Source organism: Streptomyces sp. NPDC020422 (assembly GCF_044386705.1).
Classification (GTDB): domain Bacteria; phylum Actinomycetota; class Actinomycetes; order Streptomycetales; family Streptomycetaceae; genus Streptomyces.
This window is the reverse complement of sequence record NZ_JBIRVJ010000014.1, coordinates 1-18,420: the sequence shown is the minus strand read 5'-3', so window position 1 is coordinate 18,420 and position 18,420 is coordinate 1. Positions and strand designations below refer to the sequence as shown.

The 18,420-nt window shown below is 73.3% G+C and carries 16 protein-coding genes; 10 read left to right on the top strand and 6 right to left on the bottom strand.

Translation table 11 applies throughout. From position 1 onward, the window contains the following. The first annotated feature begins 85 nt into the window (after positions 1 to 85). Positions 86 to 1,537 (top strand): purine-cytosine permease family protein, encoded by a 1,452-nt coding sequence (locus ACH414_RS30940; RefSeq protein WP_398944344.1) that lies wholly within the window; start codon positions 86 to 88, stop codon positions 1,535 to 1,537. Positions 1,538 to 1,607: 70 nt separating this feature from the next. On the opposite strand, the gene ACH414_RS30935 is transcribed toward ACH414_RS30940, so the two are convergent. Continuing rightward, positions 1,608 to 2,234 carry a HutD family protein gene (locus tag ACH414_RS30935; protein WP_398944343.1) on the bottom strand — a complete coding sequence of 209 codons (627 nt, stop codon included), beginning with the start codon at positions 2,232 to 2,234 and terminating at the stop codon, positions 1,608 to 1,610. Positions 2,235 to 2,260: 26 nt separating this feature from the next. Here ACH414_RS30935 and ACH414_RS30930 point away from each other — a divergent pair, with 26 nt between their 5' ends. Then, positions 2,261 to 3,142: a DUF4232 domain-containing protein gene (locus ACH414_RS30930; RefSeq protein WP_398944341.1), complete on the top strand. Its 882-nt coding sequence runs from the start codon at positions 2,261 to 2,263 to the stop codon at positions 3,140 to 3,142. 43 nt (positions 3,143 to 3,185) lie between these two features. On the opposite strand, the gene ACH414_RS30925 is transcribed toward ACH414_RS30930, so the two are convergent. Then, entirely contained in the window at positions 3,186 to 4,376 is a 1,191-nt protein-coding gene (locus ACH414_RS30925) for a cytochrome P450 (protein WP_398944339.1), read from the bottom strand. 198 nt (positions 4,377 to 4,574) lie between these two features. Between ACH414_RS30925 and ACH414_RS30920 the strand changes: the two genes are divergently transcribed. Then, positions 4,575 to 5,234: a helix-turn-helix domain-containing protein gene (locus ACH414_RS30920; RefSeq protein WP_386566917.1), complete on the top strand. Its 660-nt coding sequence runs from the start codon at positions 4,575 to 4,577 to the stop codon at positions 5,232 to 5,234. Positions 5,235 to 5,274: 40 nt separating this feature from the next. Here ACH414_RS30920 and ACH414_RS30915 read toward each other — a convergent pair whose 3' ends face one another. Then, on the bottom strand, positions 5,275 to 5,811 hold the full coding sequence (locus ACH414_RS30915; protein WP_382544176.1) for a hypothetical protein: 537 nt from the start codon (positions 5,809 to 5,811) through the stop codon (positions 5,275 to 5,277). A gap of 512 nt (positions 5,812 to 6,323) precedes the next feature. Here ACH414_RS30915 and ACH414_RS30910 point away from each other — a divergent pair. The 3 genes from ACH414_RS30910 (at position 6,324) to ACH414_RS30900 (ending at position 10,899) form a co-directional block, all read left to right on the top strand. Then, on the top strand, positions 6,324 to 6,896 hold the full coding sequence (locus tag ACH414_RS30910; RefSeq protein ID WP_398944336.1) for a hypothetical protein: 573 nt from the start codon (positions 6,324 to 6,326) through the stop codon (positions 6,894 to 6,896). Between the two features lie 81 nt (positions 6,897 to 6,977). Beyond that, positions 6,978 to 9,329 (top strand): bifunctional polysaccharide deacetylase/glycosyltransferase family 2 protein, encoded by a 2,352-nt coding sequence (locus ACH414_RS30905; RefSeq protein WP_398944333.1) that lies wholly within the window; start codon positions 6,978 to 6,980, stop codon positions 9,327 to 9,329. Between the two features lie 55 nt (positions 9,330 to 9,384). After that, positions 9,385 to 10,899: a PE-PGRS family protein gene (locus ACH414_RS30900; RefSeq protein ID WP_398944331.1), complete on the top strand. Its 1,515-nt coding sequence runs from the start codon at positions 9,385 to 9,387 to the stop codon at positions 10,897 to 10,899. A gap of 394 nt (positions 10,900 to 11,293) precedes the next feature. Here the strand turns inward: ACH414_RS30900 and ACH414_RS30895 are convergent, their stop codons facing one another. After that, positions 11,294 to 12,715, bottom strand: a complete 1,422-nt coding sequence (locus ACH414_RS30895; protein ID WP_398944328.1) for an MFS transporter — start codon at positions 12,713 to 12,715, stop codon at positions 11,294 to 11,296. A gap of 196 nt (positions 12,716 to 12,911) precedes the next feature. On the opposite strand from ACH414_RS30895, the gene ACH414_RS30890 reads away from it, so the two are divergent. After that, positions 12,912 to 13,889 carry a LysR family transcriptional regulator gene (locus ACH414_RS30890; RefSeq protein WP_382544164.1) on the top strand — a complete coding sequence of 326 codons (978 nt, stop codon included), beginning with the start codon at positions 12,912 to 12,914 and terminating at the stop codon, positions 13,887 to 13,889. On the opposite strand, the gene ACH414_RS30885 is transcribed toward ACH414_RS30890, so the two are convergent. Continuing rightward, complete coding sequence (locus ACH414_RS30885) at positions 13,852 to 14,769, bottom strand: DUF6891 domain-containing protein (RefSeq protein WP_382544161.1); 918 nt, start codon at positions 14,767 to 14,769, stop codon at positions 13,852 to 13,854. The genes ACH414_RS30890 and ACH414_RS30885 overlap by 38 nt on opposite strands. A gap of 143 nt (positions 14,770 to 14,912) precedes the next feature. Beyond that, positions 14,913 to 15,722: a crotonase/enoyl-CoA hydratase family protein gene (locus tag ACH414_RS30880; protein ID WP_398944325.1), complete on the bottom strand. Its 810-nt coding sequence runs from the start codon at positions 15,720 to 15,722 to the stop codon at positions 14,913 to 14,915. A 436-nt stretch (positions 15,723 to 16,158) separates the two neighbouring features. Between ACH414_RS30880 and ACH414_RS30875 the strand changes: the two genes are divergently transcribed. From ACH414_RS30875 to ACH414_RS30865, 3 genes are all read left to right on the top strand, one after another. Then, positions 16,159 to 17,415, top strand: coding sequence for a GNAT family N-acetyltransferase (locus tag ACH414_RS30875; protein ID WP_398944323.1), 1,257 nt, complete (start codon positions 16,159 to 16,161; stop codon positions 17,413 to 17,415). 100 nt (positions 17,416 to 17,515) lie between these two features. Beyond that, the gene (locus ACH414_RS30870; RefSeq protein WP_382544152.1) at positions 17,516 to 18,154 is read left to right on the top strand and encodes a CBS domain-containing protein; all 639 of its coding nucleotides are present in this window, start codon (positions 17,516 to 17,518) and stop codon (positions 18,152 to 18,154) included. 53 nt (positions 18,155 to 18,207) lie between these two features. Continuing rightward, on the top strand, positions 18,208 to 18,420 hold a 213-nt coding region (locus tag ACH414_RS30865; RefSeq protein WP_398944321.1), incomplete at its 3' end, for a response regulator transcription factor.

Below are 18,420 nucleotides of genomic sequence, written 5' to 3'. Positions count from 1 at the left end.
TGCCAGATTCGGCGCAGCACCACCTGGGTCACCCCCGGCGCTCCGCTGAGCCGCGCCGGGACCGCTGCGGGAAGGGGACATCACCATGCCGGTCGAGTACGCCTCCGGGGAACGGCTCGCCATGGAGCGAAGGACCATCGAGGTCATCCCGGACGCCGAGCGGCACGGAACGCCGCGCAGCCAGTTCACGTTGTGGTTCGGCGCCAACATGCAGATCACCGCGATCGTCGACGGCGCCCTGTCGGTCGTCTTCGGCGCCGACGCGCTGTGGGCCATACCCGCGCTGCTGGTCGGCAACGTGCTCGGCGGCATCGTGATGGCGCTGCACTCGGCGCAGGGGCCGCGGCTCGGTGTGCCGCAGATGGTGTCGAGCCGGGCGCAGTTCGGCGTCTTCGGCGCGGTCCTGCCGTTGCTCCTCGTGATCCTCATGTACCTCGGCTTCGCCGCCACCGGAAGCGTGCTCGCCGGTCAGGCCGTGTCCAAGATGCTCGGCGTCGACGACACGGAGGTCGGCATCCTGCTCTTCGGCGCGCTGACCGCCGTCGTCGCGGTCGTCGGCTACCGCCTCATCCACGTCGCCGGCCGCATCGCCACCGTCGTCGGCGTGCTCGGCCTCGGCTATCTGCTGGTGCGGGTCCTCACCCGGTACGACGTGGGGGCGCACCTCGGCGACAAGGGCTTCGAGGCGTCGACGTTCCTGCTCGCCGTGGGCCTGGGTGCCGGGTGGCAGCTGACCTTCGGGCCGTACGTGGCCGACTACTCGCGCTATCTGCCGCGCGACACCAGCACGCGCGCCACGTTCTGGTCCACGTTCGCCGGGTCCGTCACCGGCTCCCAGTGGGCCATGACGCTCGGTGCGCTGACCGCCGCCGTCGCGGGCAAGGCGTTTCTGACCGACCAGGTCGGCTTCCTCGGCGGGCTTGCGGGACCGGCGCTCCTCGCGTTCCTCGTCTACCTCGTGGTCGTCGTCGGCAAGCTGACGGTCAACTGCCTGAACGCATACGGCGGATTCATGTCCATTCTGACCACGGTCACCGCGTTCGACGGCCGCTCCCGCATCTCGGCCGCCGCGCGCGCCGCCTACATCGTCGGATTCACGGCCGTGTCGATCGGCATCGCGCTCGCCGCCAGCGACGACTTCCTGGCCAACTTCAAGAACTTCGTGCTCCTGATCCTGATGGTCTTCACCCCGTGGAGCGCGATCAACCTCGTCGACTACTACCTGATCTCCCGCGAGCGCGTCGACATCCCCGCCCTGTACGACCCGGACGGCCGCTACGGGCGCTGGAACGTCACCGCGCTGACCTGCTACGTCGTGGGCGTGGCCGCCCAGATCCCGTTCCTCGCCACCAAGCTGTACACCGGCGCCCTCACCAAGGAGCTCGACGGCGCCGACATCTCCTGGATCGTCGGCCTCGCCGTCACCGCGGTCCTGTACTGGGTGTGGGCGCGCCGCAGCGCCAACCCGCCCGCCGAGACCATCCGCCCGGCGGCGGAGGACAGCGAGGACCGGACGGCGGCACGGGTGGGAGGCTGACCCCACGTCACCCATCGGCGGGATCCGCCCAGAGCGCGTCACCCAGCGGCAGGCATCCACCCAGAGCGCGTCACCCCACTGGCGAGATGTCCGCCCAGAGGGCGGCGGCCTCGGGCGAGAGCGGCACGATCGCCGCCTCGCCCGGGGCTGCCCCGCCGCCGCCTCCGTCCCACCACACGCCCTGCCCGGGCTCCAGGACACGCCCCCCGGCGCCCGCCCGCCAGCGCCCGTGACGTACGTACAGCAGCCCGGCATGCCCGGAGGGCGGTGCGACCGGACCGTGGACGCCCTTCACCCGGGCCTCCCAGCGGCCGCGACGCACCATGATGTTGAGCACCCGGCACGGGCCGCCCGGCAGTTCGGCGGCGAGGGACAGGTCGCCGGAGAACGCGAAGGGCTCTCCCACCCCGGTCAGCCTCTGGTCGAACACCCCGGGGCACGTCAGCCGCACCCCGTCCCCCGCCAGCAGGGTGAGCGTCCGGTCGACGCCCGGAAACGCCGAGAAGGGCCCGTCCGCGTCGATGTCGGCGATGCTCGCGCGCCACCCGAAGTCGTCCCCGCCGGTGTCCGCGGGCCGCACGGCGACCTCCCGCGTCGCCCCGCCTCCGTTGCGCCAGCGGCCGACCGTCAGGGTCTCGACGTCGAAGGGGTGCATGGGGTGGCCGAGGTCCATGCCGTCATTCCTGCCGTCGTCCATGAGCGGGCTCCTGACCTGCGTGCGGTATGGGTGCTGATCAGCGACGAAGTCTAGGCGGGCGCTCGGGGGCCGGGGCCGGGTGTGGTGCGGGGTGTCGGTCCGGGGTGTGGTGCCGGATGCCCTGGCGAGCGTACGGTGAGGGAATGGTCGAGGCCGGTTCACGTCTGTCCGTCGTCCGCGCCCCCGCGGGGTGGAAACGCCCGGGGTGGAAGCGCCCGGGGTGGAAGCGCAGGGCTGCGCTTCCGGTCACCCTCCTCGCCGCCGCATCGCTGGGGATCACGGCCTGTTCGTCCTCTCCTTCCCCTTCGGGCGCGGCACCGTCGGCCCCGCCCGCGCCCACGAGTGCTGCGGGTTCGCCCTCCGTACCGCCGTCACCGGACAGGAGCCCATCCCCCCGGACCGAGCCGACCGGCTCGCCCGACTCCGGCAGCCCGAGCAGTCCAACCGGCCCGGCGGCCCCGAGCAGTCCGAGCAGTCCGACCCGGTCGTCGAGGGAGTGCACCACCGGTCGGCTCTCGGTCGCTTTGACGAGCCCGGACGCCGCCGCGGGTTCGGTCTACGCGACCCTGGTGTTCACCAACAAGTCGACCACCACCTGCACGATGACCGGCTACCCCGGCGTGTCCTATGTGGCGAAGAACGGCGTGCAGTCCGGCAACCCCGCCGTACGCGAGCCCGCCACCGTCGCCACCGTCACCCTGCGTCCCGGCGAGCGGGCGAACGTCAGGCTGCGCGACGCGAACGGCGTCAGCGGTTACGACCCGGCACGGTGCAAGCTCGCTCCCGCCGAGGGCCTGCGGATCTACCCGCCGGATCAGACCGCCGCGCTCTTCGTCCCGTGGAAGACGGAACACTGCGCGGGCCCGACCGTGCACGCACTGACCGTCGGGCCGGTGCAGCCCGGCTGACCGACTGACCGACCCGGGCGCGGGTGGCGGGGCCCGGCGGCGCTCAGGCGTCCCAGGTGACCGGGAGGCTCTTCACCCCGTAGACGTCCGCGGTCTCCGGGCGCAGGGCGACCTCTTCGGCCGGGACGGCGAGGCGCAGCGTCGGGAAGCGGCTCAGCAGGGCGGAGAAGGCGACCCGCATCTCGACGCGGGCGAGCTGCGCGCCCAGGCACAGGTGGACGCCGTGGCCGAAGGCCAGGTGCCCGGCGGGCTTCCGGTGCAGGTCGAGCACATGGGGGTCGGCGAAGCGCTCGGGGTCCCGGTTGGCGGTGTGGTACGACAGGACGACGGTCGTCCCCGCCTCGATGGTCCGGCCGCCCACCTCGACGTCCTCCAGCGCCGTCCTCATGAAGGACTTCGCGACGGTCAGATACCGCAGCAGCTCCTCCACCGCCTGGTCGGTGAGCGCCGGATCGGCGCGCAGTGCGGCCAGTTGGTCCGGGTTCTGCAGCAGGGCGAAGGTGCCGAGCGACAGCATGTTCGCGGTGGTGTCGAACCCGGCCGCCAGCAGGATCAGGCTGATCCCCTTGAGCTCCTCGTCGCTGAGGTCGCTGTCGGTGAGCTCGCTGAGCACGTCGTCGGTCGGCTTCGCGCGCTTGGCCGCGACCAGTTCGGCGAGGTAGTCCTGGGTCGCGGTGTAGGCCGCGATCAGGTCCTCGTCGCTCGTCTCCCCGCCCATGAACGTGTCGATCTGCTCCTGGAAGGAGGCGCGGTCCGCGTACGGGACTCCCAGCAGCTCGCAGATGACGATGGTGGGGATGGGCTTGGCGAACGCGGTCACCAGGTCCGTGGGCGGTCCGGTCTCCGCCATGACGTCGAGGCGGTCGGCGGTGATCTGCTCGATGCGCTCGGTGAGCAGGCGCATCCGCCGTGCGGTGAACCTGCCCACCAGCGGCTTGCGGTAGCGGCTGTGCTGCGGGTCGTCCATGAGGAGGAACTCGCCGGGCGGCGCCGGCGGCACTTCGAAGTCGACCACGTTCAGGAGCTCCTTGCGCGAGCTGAACCGCGGGTCGGCCAGGACCGACCTGACCAGGTCGTGCCCGGTGATCAGCCAGCCGGGCTTGCCGCCGGGGTGGGTGTAGCGACTGATCGGTCCGTGCCGGCGTGCCTCGGTGAGCTCGGCGGGCGGGTCGAAGGGGCAGCCGGCCTGACGTGCCGTCGGCTGCGTCGTGACGGTGTGCACGGACTCGCTCATGACCATTCCCATCTCGCGACATTACGTGTTTGACGCATCTCGAAAGCTACGTTGCGTTCATGAGGTGGTCAATCACGATGACGGCGCCATCCCTGTTCATAGCGGCGAAATTGATGCAATGACGGTGCGATCGAATGCAATGAAGCGTTGCAATGAGGAGCGGCGAAGGCAATACTGGGGCGCATGCCAGGAGGACGGTTGACCCAGCAGGAACGTCACAGGATCGCCGCGGGACTCGCCGGCGGGCTCTCCTACGCCGAGATCGGCAGGCGGCTCGGCCGGCCGACGTCGACGATCAGCCGGGAGGTCACCCGCAACGGCGGCCCCGGGGGCTACCGGCCCCAGCAGGCGCACCAGGTGACGGCCCAGCGGGCGCGCCGGAGCACGCCGGCGCCGCCGCGCGCGGACCGACCGGCGGGCGACGAGATCACGGAGGAGATCGTCGAACTCGCCGTCCGCTCGGGGATGCCGCGGATGACGGCGCGCGTCCACGTGGACCTGCTGCTGTCCGAGGACGGCAGGCGCACCGCGGCCGAGCTGACCCGCAGGCTGGAGGTCAGCCCGGCGTCCGTGTCCGTCGCCATGAACTTCCTCGTCGAGCACGGCTATGTGCGGCGTGAGCGCGATCCGCGGCGGCGCCGCGACGTGTACGTGATCGACAACGAGGCCTGGTACCGCTCGATCATCATCAGCGCGCGCCAGACGCTCGACACGGCGCAGGCCGCCGTCGCGGCGGCGCAGAAGCTCGGCGCCGACACACCCGTCGGGCGGCGCCTGTCCGGCGCGGGGACCTTCCTGGAACGGGTCGTCCTGGACATGGCGGAGTCCGCCGACCGGTGGCGCCCCCTGCTGACCTGACGGACCTCCCGTCCCCCCGGCCGGGCCCGGGGGGGGCGGGTCAGTCCCCGTCCACGCGGGACAGCGCGTCGGTGATCAGGCGGGTCGCGAAGTCCCGGTCGTCGGTGATGCGGTTGATGTGCTCCGCGAGGAGGAAGGCCGTGGCCTCCAGGGGGTTCATCTCGTCCCTGGTCCACTCTCCGTACTGCTGGCGCCAGAGACTGGGGCTCAGCCCGGTGCCGGCCGCGACCACCAGTCCCGCCATGGTCGGAATCGCCTCGGGGCGGACGCTCTTGGTCATGGCGCGCATCGCGGACACGACGCCGGGCACCACGTACTCGATGACGTCCTTGTCGTGATCCTCGTGAGCCTGGCGCAGCCACTTCATGAACATGAAGATGACCGTGCACGTGCCGTCCAGCAGATCCCGGACCTCCTTCGGCCCCAAGGACGCGGTGAACTGCCGGATCAGCTGCTGCTCTTCGGGATCGGGCCGCGTCTTGTCGTCGTAGACGGCCCTGAGCCGGGAGTCGATCACCATGAGCGCCCCGCCCACATCACCGGCGGGAGCGTACTTCGGGTCGCAGGGCGATGACACGAGATCCTCCTCCGTGACCGCGGAAGGCAGCGCGGTACGCCCGCACGGTAAACCCGCGCGCGGGTCGGCGGCCCCCGGATTCGACGAAGACCACCCGCACGGAGACCGGCTGCGGTAGGAAGGGCCGGCCCCCGGGGGGCCGGCCTCGTTTGGCACCGCCTACGCCACGGGGCCGAGGCGGGGGTCGGCCGGCGTGCGGGGGCAGATGGTGAGGGCGCGCAGGCGGGGCGGGGCCCGTCGGCGGGGCGGGACTGAGCGGCGCGCCGCCCCGACCTCGATCGACAGGACTGGCGGGCCGCGGCCTCGATGCTCTTCAGGCGCCCGACGTCGACCGAACGCGTCGACCTCCTCGCACGATGCCCTCCGAGGCCCTGTCCGGGCCGTACGCGTGGAGGCAGCGATTCCCGGCGGTTCCCCCACCCCGGGCGCCGGAGTGACGCGAACGGCGCCGCCAACGCTGTAGGGCATGGGACCCCCGCTCCGCAGCTCCGATTCCCAGAGGCCGCCACCGCATGCACCCCCGCCCCGACCCCACGCGCGACGACACCGACGACACCATGGAGCTCTACCTCGGCGACGCGGTCGACGCCGAGGGGGCACAGCGCACGCCCGCGGCGGGTGGGGCCGGTGGCGGGGGCAGTCCCGTCTTCGTGGACACGTCCGGGCGCAGGCAACGGCGGGTGCGTCGCTGGGGCTGTCTGCTGGTGGTGCCTGCCGTCGGCTACGTAGCCCTGCTGGTCAGCGCCCTGCTGGGCGGCCCCACCGTGCAGGCCCCGTTCCTGCCCTCCGCCCGAGCACCGCAGACCACGGCTCCGCACCCGACCCCGACGGGCGGCGCCGACAGCTCGGCCCCGTCGCGGGGGATGTCGGCGAGCAGTACTCCGCACCGCGGTCCCAGCAGCACGCCGGAGGCGACCGCCTCGCGCACGTCCGGCGCGACGCCCTCGGCGGCGGGCTCGGCGACCTCGACCAGGCCGACGCCCGATCGGACCACCGGGGCGGCGACCGGCAGGCCCACACCGGCGACCGGCAAACCCACGAGCCGGCCCGGCCAGGGCGGCGGCAGACACACCAGCCACCCCTAGTCCACGCGCTCCTCACCGCTCTCCCCCACTGCGTCTCCGCGGCACCCGCACGCACCCCGCACCAGGCAGGAACCCCGTCCCTTGTCGAAGAACTCAGGCCGCCGGGCCCGTGGCCGGCACAGCTCGGTCCGCAACGTCCCCGTGCGCACGCACTGGCTCCTGCTGACCACCCTCGTGCTCACCCTCGCGGCGACGCTCCTCGTCCAGGGCTACACGCAGCACCTGTTCGACCAGACCCCCGACGCGGCCCCGCGCGAGCGCCGGTCGGCGGCGGCCGTCCCCGCCCAGGTGGTCTCCGGCGGTCCGGTGATCGAAGGAGCATCGGGACGGACCAGCCGCCCGGCGGACCGCACGGTGTCGCTGACGTTCGACGACGGCCCCGACCCGGTCGGGACTCCGAAGATCCTCGACGTGCTGCGCCGCAATCACGTCCACGCCACCTTCATCACCGTCGGCACCCGGGTCGCGCAGCACCCCGAGCTCGCCCGCAGGATCGTCGCGGAGGGCCATCAGATCGGTCTGCACAGCTTCACCCACACCGATCTCGGCTCCGCCTCCCCGTGGCGCCGATCGCTGGAGCTGCGCCAGACGCAGCTCGTCATCGCCGGTGCGACCGGGGTGACCACACCACTCCTCAGGCCCCCGTACTCCTCCTCGAACCGCGCGCTCACCGACGCCGACTGGGACGCCGTCGTGCAGGCAGGCCACGAGGGGTACCTCACCGTCCTGACGACGCAGGACAGCGAGGACTGGCAGCGCCCCGGTGTCGACCGGATCCTCGCCGACGCCACCCCTCAGGGCCCCGCGGGCCAGATCGTGCTGCTCCACGACGCCGGCGGAGACCGTGCGCAGACGGTCGCCGCGCTCGAACGGCTGCTTCCCCGCCTGAAGGCGGACGGGCGGCGGTTCACCACCGTCGGCGAGGCGGTCGCACTGTCAAGGGCGGAGCGCCCCGCCACGACGGCGAACGCCTGGCAGGGCTCCGCCCTGATCGCGGCGCTCCGGACCAGCGACTGGGCCGTGGGCGTGCTGTCCTGGCTCCTGTACGCCGCGGGCGCTGTCAGCGCGCTGCGCGCGCTCGCCGTCTTCGTCGCCGCGCGCCGTCACGTGCGCAAGCGACGCCGTCGCCCGTGGGGCCCACCCGTCACCGAACCGGTGAGCGTGATCGTCCCCGCGTACAACGAGAGCGCGGGCATCGAGGCGGCCGTGCGTTCGCTGCTGGCCTCGGACCACCCCGTGGAGGTCATCGTCGTCGACGACGGCTCGACGGACGGCACGGCCGATATCGTCGAGGCGCTGCGGCTGCCCGGCGTTCGGGTCCTCCGCCAGCAGAACGCGGGCAAGCCGGCCGCGCTCAACACCGGGATCGCCGCGGCCTCCTGCGACCTGCTGGTCATGGTGGACGGCGACACCGTCTTCGAGCCGGACGCGGTCCGTATGATCGTCCAGCCGTTCGCGGATCCCCGCGTGGGTGCCGTCTCCGGAAACGCCAAAGTGGTCAACCGGGGCGGGCTGCTCGGGCGCTGGCAGCACATCGAGTACGTGGTCGGCTTCAACCTCGACCGCCGCCTGTTCGACCTCGCCGAGTGCATGCCCACCGTGCCGGGTGCGGTCGGCGCGTTCCGGCGCGAGGCGCTGCTGCGGGTCGGCGGCGTCAGCGACATCACCCTCGCCGAGGACACCGACCTCACCATGGCCCTGTGCCGGGACGGCTGGCGGGTGGTCTACGAGGAGCGCGCCAAGGCCTGGACCGAGGCCCCCGCCTCGCTCGGCGCGCTGTGCAAGCAGCGCTACCGCTGGTGCTACGGCACCTTGCAGGCCATGTGGAAGCACCGCGGCGCCCTCGTCCAGCGCGGGCAGGCGGGCAAACTCGGGCGCCGCGGTCTGATGTACCTGCTGATGTTCCAGGTGCTGCTGCCGCTGCTCGCACCCGTCGTCGACGTCTTCGCCGTGTACGGCCTGGTCTTCCTCGACCCGGTGCGCATCCTGGGACTGTGGGGGGCCTTCCTCCTGCTCCAGGTGCTGATGGGCCTGTACGCGTTCCTTCTGGACGGCGAGCGCCCGGGGCCGCTGTGGAGTCTGCCCCTGCAGCAGTTCGTGTACCGCCAGCTGATGTACCTGGTCGTGATCCAGTCCGTCTTCACCGCGATCGCCGGGTCCCGGCTGCGGTGGCAGCGGATGGAGCGCTACGGGAGCCTCCCGGTGCCGGCGGCCGGTCCGGCGGCACCGGCCGAGTCCCCACAGCCGCGGCCGGGACCGGTACCGGAATCGCCGCCTTTGCCGGAGCCGGTGCAGTACGTGCCCGGCGCCGCGCCCATTCCGTCGAGCGGGTACGTGTACGAGGCAGGCTACGGGTACGGCCAGGGGCAGAGTCACGGGCAGGGGAACCAGTGGGCGGAGGCGAACCGGAACCCGGCCTGGCCCCAGGGGTGAGCGGGGCGGCGGTGCACGGTGATCGGTGCCAGGGCGCGTACGACAGACTGCGGGCATGATGGAGGACCTCGCGGAAGAACTCACGGGACCCGTACGGCACTGGTGGGACATCGGTTTCAATCAGGCGCTGCCCGAGGACCTGCTCATCCGGTTGCTCGATGTCGATCCCGGTTTCCTCTGCCGCAAGGACCTGCCGCCGGCGGTCGTGGACGCGGCAGTGGACCACCCCGACCGCGCCGTGCGCGGCACGGTCGCCGACCGCCATGCCTGGCTCACGGTGTCCTCCGAGCAGTGGGGCCGGCTGCTGCTGAACGAGCGGGAAGGGCCACGACGGGCGCTGTTCGTCGAGGTCGCCGCGGGAGCCGGTGTGCGCCTCGCGTCGGAGTGCCGCGAGGCCCTGGTCGCAGACCCCTCCCCTTTGGTCCGTGCCGAGGCGGCCCTGCTGCCCGGGATGGCCGCCGCTCCGCTGCGCGCGCTGGCCGCCGATTCCGCACCGCGGGTCCGGGCCGCCGCCTGCGCGCCCGCCTGGCCGCACCTCGACCGGGCCCTGCGGGAGGCGCTTCTCGCCGACGCCGACGAGGACGTCCGGACGGCGGCGCTCCTACGGCACCACCAGGACGTGTTCTTGGGCCGGGCGGTCTTCACCCGCCTGCACGGAAAGTGGCGCAGCCAGGCCCTGCACAGGTGCCGGCTCGAAGCCTCCTGGAGCATGGAGCTCGCGCTTCACTCGGACGTGGAGACGCGTCGACTTCTCGCCGGCAACGCCCTGCTGGACGGGGGCGCGGTCGCCGTCCTCCTCGACGACGAGGACGAGACCGTCCGTGCCGCCGTAGCCGTGCGCGCCGATCTGACGGAGGAGCAGCGCGCGAGCGTGCTCGTGGGCATCGAGCCCGACGCCCGGCACCCGTACGTCCTGCCATGGGTCGAGGAGCTCCACGACGACCCCCAAGCGATGCGCCGCCTCGCCTCTTCCGCTCACCCCCACATCCGCAGCAGCGTGGCCCGCGCGCCCCGGCTGCCGCCCGACGTGGTCGAACGCCTGGCCGGGGACACGGACCGGACCGTGCGCCTGTTCCTCGCGGAGTCCTGCGAAGACGCGCCGGCCGACGCCCTCCTGGAGGTGTGGCACTGGTGGGACGGCAGCCTCGGCTTCCCCGGCCGGCCACGCAGTCACCCCAACTTCCCGCGCACGGGCCTGCTGCGGTTCGCCACGCACCCGCAGCCGCGCCTGCGGCGGCTCGCCCTGTCGGACCCCGCGTCGGCCCCCGAGCTGGTCGAGCGGTTCAGCCGGGACGAGTCGGCAGAGGTACGACGGGAAGCCGCAGAGGAGCCGCGGCTCTCACCCGCGACGGCGGTACGGCTCCTCGACGACCCGGACCCCGGCGTCCGGGCCCGGGCTGCCGGGAATCCGGCGACACCGCCCGATGTCCTGCTGCGCCTGCTCGGCGACCCGGCCACGGCGCGGGACGCGTCGTTCAACCCGGCGCTGCCGCTTCCCGTCATGCGCCGGATGGTCGACCTCCTGGAACAGGAGGCGGAGGCGTCGAGAGCGGGGACGCCCAGCGGGTGAGGGCGGCCCGGGGAGACGCCCTCCCGGAGCCTTGACGTCGCAGGATCGCACTCTGCGCGGGTCGTCGGGGGCGAAGGGCTGCGGGGTCGGAGCCCAGGCCGGCGACGGCGGCCGTGTGCCCGGTGAGCGGGGCCTCGTGGCTGATCCGCACGCGCTCCTTGGGTCGGCCGACCGATGCCACCGCGGCGTCCCTGGGCGGCGCGGCCATCAGCAGGCGGGCCGGCCGGATCCGCCCCGACTCCGCACGGTCTTCCCCGCGGCGCCCGCCGGAGCCGGCGGTCCACCGATCGCCTTTGGGCGGCGCGGTCCGTCCGGCGTATGACTGCGGTTCTGGTGGTGGATGAGGTGCCCCGCCTACGCGCTCCACGTGATGCTCACCCGACCGCAGCACCGACTAGGCCGACTCGGCGCCCGTCGTCGGCGTGCGTGCGGGCTCGTTTTGGGGACGCGGCTTGCGGAGGCCGAGGGCCGTCAGGGCTGCCGCGGCGATCACCGCCAGGCCGACCGTGCGCAGGGCCGCCGCCATGCCGTCGGCGAAGCCCGTGTGGCCCGCCAGCAGGGTTCCCGTCACCGCCACGCCGAGTGCCGCGCCCATCTCGCGGGTCGAGGTGCCGAGGCCCGAGCCCAGGCCCGCCTGGTGGCGGGGCAGGGAGGAGACCACGCCCAGGGTCAGGGCCGGCATGCACAGTCCGGTGCCCGTCGAGATCAGCAGGAGCCAGCAGGCGTAGACGGGGTACGGGGTGCCCGCGTCGGCCGTCGAGACGCCGAGCAGACCCAGGCCGATGAGGAGCAGGCCGCCGCCCGCCACCGGTGCCGGTCGCGCGGACCAGCGGGCGGCGATGCGGGGCACGAGGGCCATGCCGAGGGTCAGGGGGACGATCGCGAAGCCCGCCTGGGCGGCGTCGTACCCCTTCACGTACTGCAGGTACTGCGAGTTGACGTAGAAGAGCGAGAAGAGGCCGAAGAAACTCGCGGCCGTGCCCAGGCTGGAGGCGCGCAGGCGGGCGGAGCGGAAGACGCGCGGGTCGAACAGCGGGGTGCGGGAGCGGAGCGCGTGCGCGGTGAAGGCGGCGAGCAGGGCCGTGCCCAGCGCGACGGCCAGCAGGATGCGTGGCGACGTCCAGCCGTACAGCGGGCTTTCGATGATGCCGAAGAGCACGGCCACCAGACCGCCGGTCAGCAGCAGGGTGCCGAGCGGGTCCAGGGAGGGGCGGCCGGCAGGGCCGGCGTCCGGGGTCTTGGCCGTACGGGGCGTGGTGCGGCCGACGGCGAGGGCGAGCAGCGCCGCGAGCGGCAGCATCGTCCAGAAGAGCGCCTGCCACGGCAGGTACGCGCCGATCAGGCCGCCGCCGACGTTGCCCGCCAGCCCGCCGAGTCCGACGGCGAGCGTCCATGACGCCAGGGCGCGGGGGCGGTGCTCGGGCCGGGCCAGGTGGGTCAGGATCGACATGGTCGCGGGCATGACGAGGGCGGCGCCGGCGCCCGAGACGCCCCGGCCGGCTATCAGCCACGCGGGCGTGCCGGCCAGCGCGCTGACCGCCGCGCCCGCCGCGAGCAGGCCGAGCCCGGCGAGCAGTGCTCCCTTGCGGCCGTAGCGGTCGCCGAGGGCGCCGGACGGGATGAGGAGGCCGGCGAAGACGATGACGTACGCGTCGACGGTCCAGAGCAGTTCGGCGTGCGAGGGGTGTACGGAGGACGAACTCAGCTGTGGGAGCAGGAGATTGACGGCGGCCACCATGGACTGGGCGACGAGCACGCAGGCGCACAGGGCGAGCAGGGTGGACCGCCGGAGCGGGTTTCGGGCAGGCGAAGGCAAGGCTCCTCCTTGGGAGCGGAGTGACGGGGGGCGCGGTCGGGGTTCCTCGGAACGGTTCCGGATGCCGTGGTCGAGGGACCGCCGCGCGGCGTATTCGGGGTGGACCCGTGACGCGCCGGCCGGCTGGTGCGGGGATCCGCTGCCACCGTAAGGTCGCTCCCGGACTTGTATCCAGTGCAACTTGTGCAGGTGGTGATTGCGCGTGACGCATACGGTGGAGAGGGGCGGTGCGGCGGCGTCCGGGCTCGACCTCAATCTCCTCGTCGCCCTCGACGCCCTCCTCGAAGAGGGGAGCGTGCGCGGCGCCGCCCGACGCCTTCACCTGTCCGAACCCGCGATGAGCCGCACGCTCGGGCGCATCCGCAAGGCGATCGGAGACCCCGTTCTCGTACGGGCGGGCCGTCACATGGTGCCGACGCCGCACGCGCTCGCGGTGCGCAGCGAGGTGAGCGCCGTGGTGGAGCGGGCCCGTGCGCTGTTCGCGGGTCCGGGCGTGGGCGATCTGCGCACGGTCTCCCGGACCTTCAGCGTGCTCGGGCACGACGCCGTCGCCGCTTCCCTGGGGCCCGCCCTCTTCGACCGCGCCGCGCGCGAGGCCCCCGGCATCCGACTGCGCTTCCTCGGTGAACTGCCGTCCGAGGCGCCCGCGCTGCGTGACGGCCGTGCCGATCTGGAGGTCGGTGTCATCGACACGGTGGCGCCCGAGGTGCGGGTGGAGCACCTCTTCGACGACCGGATGGTGGCCGTCGTGCGTCCGGGCCATCCCCTCCTGGACGGCCGGGTCACCGTCGAGCGGTTCGCCGACGCCGACCACCTGAACGTCTCTTCGCGTGGGCGACTGCAAGGGCCATTGGACGCCGCGCTCGCGGAACTCGGCTTCGAGCGGCGGGTCGTGGGCAGCGTCGGGTCCTTCCCCGCGTCCCTCTTCATCCTGCTCCGCACGGAGCTGGTGGGCATCGCCCCGAGCTGGACGCGGACGCTCGCCGAGGACCTCGGTCTGGTGGTCCTCCCCGTCCCGCTCGCCCTGCCGGCTCTGCCCGTCGGTCTCGCCTGGCATCCTCGCCACGACGCGGACCCGGCACACCTCTGGCTGCGGACCTGCGTCCGGGAGCTGCTCGGCGGACTCTGCCGAGGCCTCAACCGACCAGACGTCGGCGCCAGTCCAGGGGGGTGACGGTGATGGCCTTGCCGGGGTCCCGGTCCCATTCGGCGGCTAGGCCGACCGCTTCGAGGGCGGCCATGACCTCGTGACCGACGGCGGCGGTGGTCTCGGCCGAGCCGTCGAAGCCGCCGTAGAACAGCGTCAGTCCGTGGCCCGCCGCGGCGGAATCCGTGCACTGGGTGTGGAAGTAGACGAAGCCGCGCGCGTCGGACCGGCCTTCACCGCCGATCTCGGCCTGGCCGCAGCTCCGGCAACAGGTGAAGTTCTCACGGGCGGTGATGCCCGCATCCTGCAGGGCGGTGAACGCGCGCGTCAGCCGCTCGGGGTCCGTCTCCCCCTGCCACGAGGACTGTTCCGCGACCCGCTCCAGCCACAGGCGGTCGGCCAGGGCCCGCGCCTGCTCACGCGAGACGGGCCGGCTGTCCCCGTCGACCAGGTAGTCCTCGGCGAGCTCCGCCAGGTCGGCGCGCGAGGCGTAGCCGCCGACGAGCACTTCACGGACGCGCTCCTCCAGCTCCTCGCGGTCCTCCTTGTCGAGGTCGAGCGGCGGCACTTGGGGGGCGGGGCCCAAATCGAGCAGCGACCAGGCCAGGTCCCCGGCCCCCGCGGCCCCCCGGCGGGCCCAGCCGGTGAGCACCTCGATCACGGCCTCGGGCCCCTCGGCCGTCGCCTGGAAGTGCCGGTCGGCGGAGCCGTCGCGATGCTCCACCGTGTAGTCGCCGCCGGCCTCGTGCCATACCTGGGCGAACACGTCAGGCAGGTCCGGAAGCCGCTGGACCACGAGAAACCTGTCCCCGTCGCCACCGATGCGTCGGACCAACCCCGCAAGGTCCCCGGCCGACACACGGACGTGCCGCTCCCCGTTCTCCGTCATCACCACGATCTCGAACATGCGCAGACTCTGACACACCCCACTGACAACCGGCGCCCCTCCAGCTCCGCCGGTGCGCTGGCCGGAACTCGACGGCAGCCAGGGCTTCGTGAGCGAGGGCGACCGGGTACGGCCGTGTTCGGCGATCGTCCGCAGCGACGGGCTCAGTCGCCGAAGGAGCCGTGCCGTCCCGCCCCGGAGGTGAAGCGCGCGGCGCCGGTGAGGGTCTCGCCCGCCGACAGCGGGACCATGCCGTGGCGGAGCTCGGCCGCCAGGGCCTCGGGTTCGGGCAGTCCGTGCTGCGCGTACACCGACAGCCGGTCGTGGCGGAGGCAGAGCTGCGGGAACGCGGCGATCTCCCTGGCGAGTTCCTCCGCGGCGGCGCGGGCCCGGCCCGGGGGAACGAGGCGGTTGGCGAGCCCGATCTCGTACGCCTCGGCGGCCTGGACCGGACGTCCGGTGAGGATCAGGTCCATGGCGCGGCTCTCGCCGACCAGCCGGGGCAGGCGGACCGTGCCGCCGTCGATCAGGGGCACTCCCCAACGGCGGCAGAAGACTCCGAAGACCGCGTCCTCCTCGACCACGCGCAGGTCGCACCAGAGGGCGAGTTCGAGCCCGCCGGCCACGGCATGGCCCGCGACGGCGGCGATGACGGGCTTGGACAGCCGCATACGGGTGGGTCCCATGGGGCCGTCGCCGTCGGGTTCGACCCGGTTTCCGCGGTCCGTGCCGATGGCTTTGAGGTCGGCACCCGCGCAGAACGTTCCGCCCTCTCCCCACAGCACCGCCACGGAGGCCTCGTCGTCCGCCTCGAAGGCCCGGAAGGCGTCGGCCAGCAGACGCGCGGTGGGCCCGTCCACGGCGTTGCGGGCCCGGGGGCGCGACAGCACGACCGTCGTCACCGGGCCGTCGCGCTCGACCCGGACGGCGGGGGCACCGGTCGGCTCTGGAGGGGGCGCTGGGGTATCGGTCATGGCGGCATTCTCATGCGCCGGGCCGGCGTCGGCCAGTGCCTGACCCGGCGCGTACCCGACGTCCGACCGCTGCGCCATCGAACAGACGCGCATCCCGCTGGAGGCCACCGTTCGGGGAGCGGTACCAGCGCGAGCACGGCGTCCGGACGGCTGCCGTCCGGCTCCGGGATCCGCCGGGGCTGTACGCGTACCGGCGGATCCGGGAGGCCGTGCCGGTGGGTTTCGTCCTCGGCGTCGGCGTCCGCTTCGCCGGTGGGGTGGTCGCGGCGGTGGACGCGACTTCCTCGGCGAGTGCGAGAGCCGGAGCCGAGGCGCGCCCGGCTCCCGGCCTACTCCCCCTGACCGGTTATTCGGTTGATCTCGCCGCGGGCCGGCGCTGCACTGGGGCGGGCGCCACGAGTCGTGGTGCCGGCAACCAGGGGAGGCAGCACCACCGATGGACATCCGTCCCACGACCGACCAGGACCTCGACGTCTTCGTCGACACCCTCCACGCCGCGTTCGGGCGCTTCCCCGAGACTCCCGCCGGGGGCGGTGGCGGAGTCTGGTGGGCGGCGCTCGAGATGGACCGCGGCCTGCTCGCCGTGACGGCGGACGGGCACCCTGTCGGGACGGCCGCCGCCTACTCCTTCGAGCTCACCCTGCCCGGTGGGGCCCTCGTCCCGGCTGCCGGGGTGACCGCCGTCGGTGTCCTGCCCTCGCACCGGCGCCACGGCGTGCTCAGCGCGATGATGCGGCACCAGCTCACCGAACTGCGGGACCGGGGCGAGTTCCTTGCCGTCCTGCTGGCCTCCGAGGCGCCGATCTACGGGCGGTTCGGCTACGGGCCGGCGACGTACACGCAGCGGCTGACGGTGCCGCGGCACAACGCCGGACTCGCGCTCCCCCGGGCGGCCGCCGGTCGGGACGGGTCCCCGGCGCCCGGGCCGGGCACCGACGACCGGGCCTCCGGCGGCTCCGTGGCGGTGCTGCGGCGCGCCGAGTGCGGCGGGCTCCTGGAGGAGGTCTACGACCGGTACCGCCGCGGCCAGCCCGGGGCGCTGTCCCGGCCGCACACCTGGTGGACCCGGGGCGCGGGGCAGCCGCCGGTCGCTCCGGCGCCGCGATACGTCGCCGTGCACCGGGACGCCGACGGCGTCCCGGACGGGTACGCCAGCTACGCGATCGGCGAGGCCGACACCCTGACGGTGGACGAGGTCATCGCCGGCGACGACGCGGTCTTCACGGCCCTGGCCCGGTTCGTGCTCGGCCACGACCTCGTCGCCCAGGTCGTGTTCAAGCACGTCCCGCCCGGGCACCCGCTGCGCTGGCAGCTCGCGGACTTCCGCGCCGGGCAGGTGGGCGGCGACACCGACTGGCTGTGGGTGCGCCTCCTCGACGTGCCGCGTGCGCTGACCGCGCGTGGCTGGTTCGCGGACGGCGAGCTCGTCCTGGACGTCCACGACCCGTTCCTCGGCGAGCACGAGCGCCATCTGCTGACCGTCCGGGACGGCAAGGCCGACTGCGTCCCCACGGACCGGGCGCCCGACCTGTCCCTGGACGTCCGGGACCTGGGCTCGCTCTACCTGGGCGGCACCGCACCGAGCACCCTCGTGCGCGCCGGACACGTCCGGGCCCACCACCCGGCGGCGACCGCCCTCGCCGACGCCCTCTTCCGCACCGAGCGCGCCCCGCACTGCCTGCACTGGTTCTGACCCGGAGGCCACGACGGACGGGGCCATCCGGCCCTCCCCAGGGTTCCGGGCCGCGGGCCACACTCGGAAGGAGGCCGGAGAAGCGTCCTGGGAGAACACGATGACCGTCTCGCGCTACACCGTCAGCGACGTCATGTCGCACACCGCCGTCGCGATCGGCCGCGACGCGCCGTACAAGGAGATCGTCGCCCTGATGGACCAGTGGAAGGTGAGCGCCCTGCCCGTCCTGGAGGGTGAGGGGCGTGTCGTCGGGGTGGTGTCGGAGGCGGACCTGCTGCCGAAGGAGGAGTTCCGGGGCGTGGACCCTCGGCCGGAGGAGTTCACCGAGGCCGCGAAGGCCGGGGCGGTACGGGCCGGGGAGCTGATGTCGAGTCCGGCCGTGACCGTCCACGCGGACGCCTCTCTCGCGGAGGCGGCACGGATCATGGCCCGGCGGAAGGTGAAACGGCTCCCCGTCGTCAACGGGATCGGAATGCTGGAGGGCGTCGTCAGCCGGAGCGATCTCCTCAAGGTGTTCCTGCGCGATGACGAGGAGATCGCGTCGGAGGTCCGACACGCCGTGCTCGGCGGGGCGGCCGGCCTCACCGGCCTGGACGTCACGGTAGTGGAGGGGGTCGCCCAGGTGCGTGGGAGACTGCCCGATCGGGCGCTGCTACCGCTGGTGGCCCGTGCCGTGCGGGCCGTGGAAGGTGTCGTGGACGTGCGGATGGACATCGCCGTCCATGAAGGCGACTCCTGACGGACAATCCTTGTGAGGGGGTGGGCAGGTATCCGCCGAGCACAGGGATCGCCATGACCTATCCACCGGAAGCCGACACCACGACCACCCGGGTCTTCCTCGTGGACGATCACGAGGTCGTGCGCCGGGGGCTGCGCGACCTGATCGACGCCGAGACCGACATGACCGTCATCGGCGAGGCCGCGACGGCCGAGCAGGCGCTCGCCCGGGGCCCCGCCCTGCGGCCGGACGTGGCCGTGCTCGACGTGCGGCTGCCCGACGGCGAC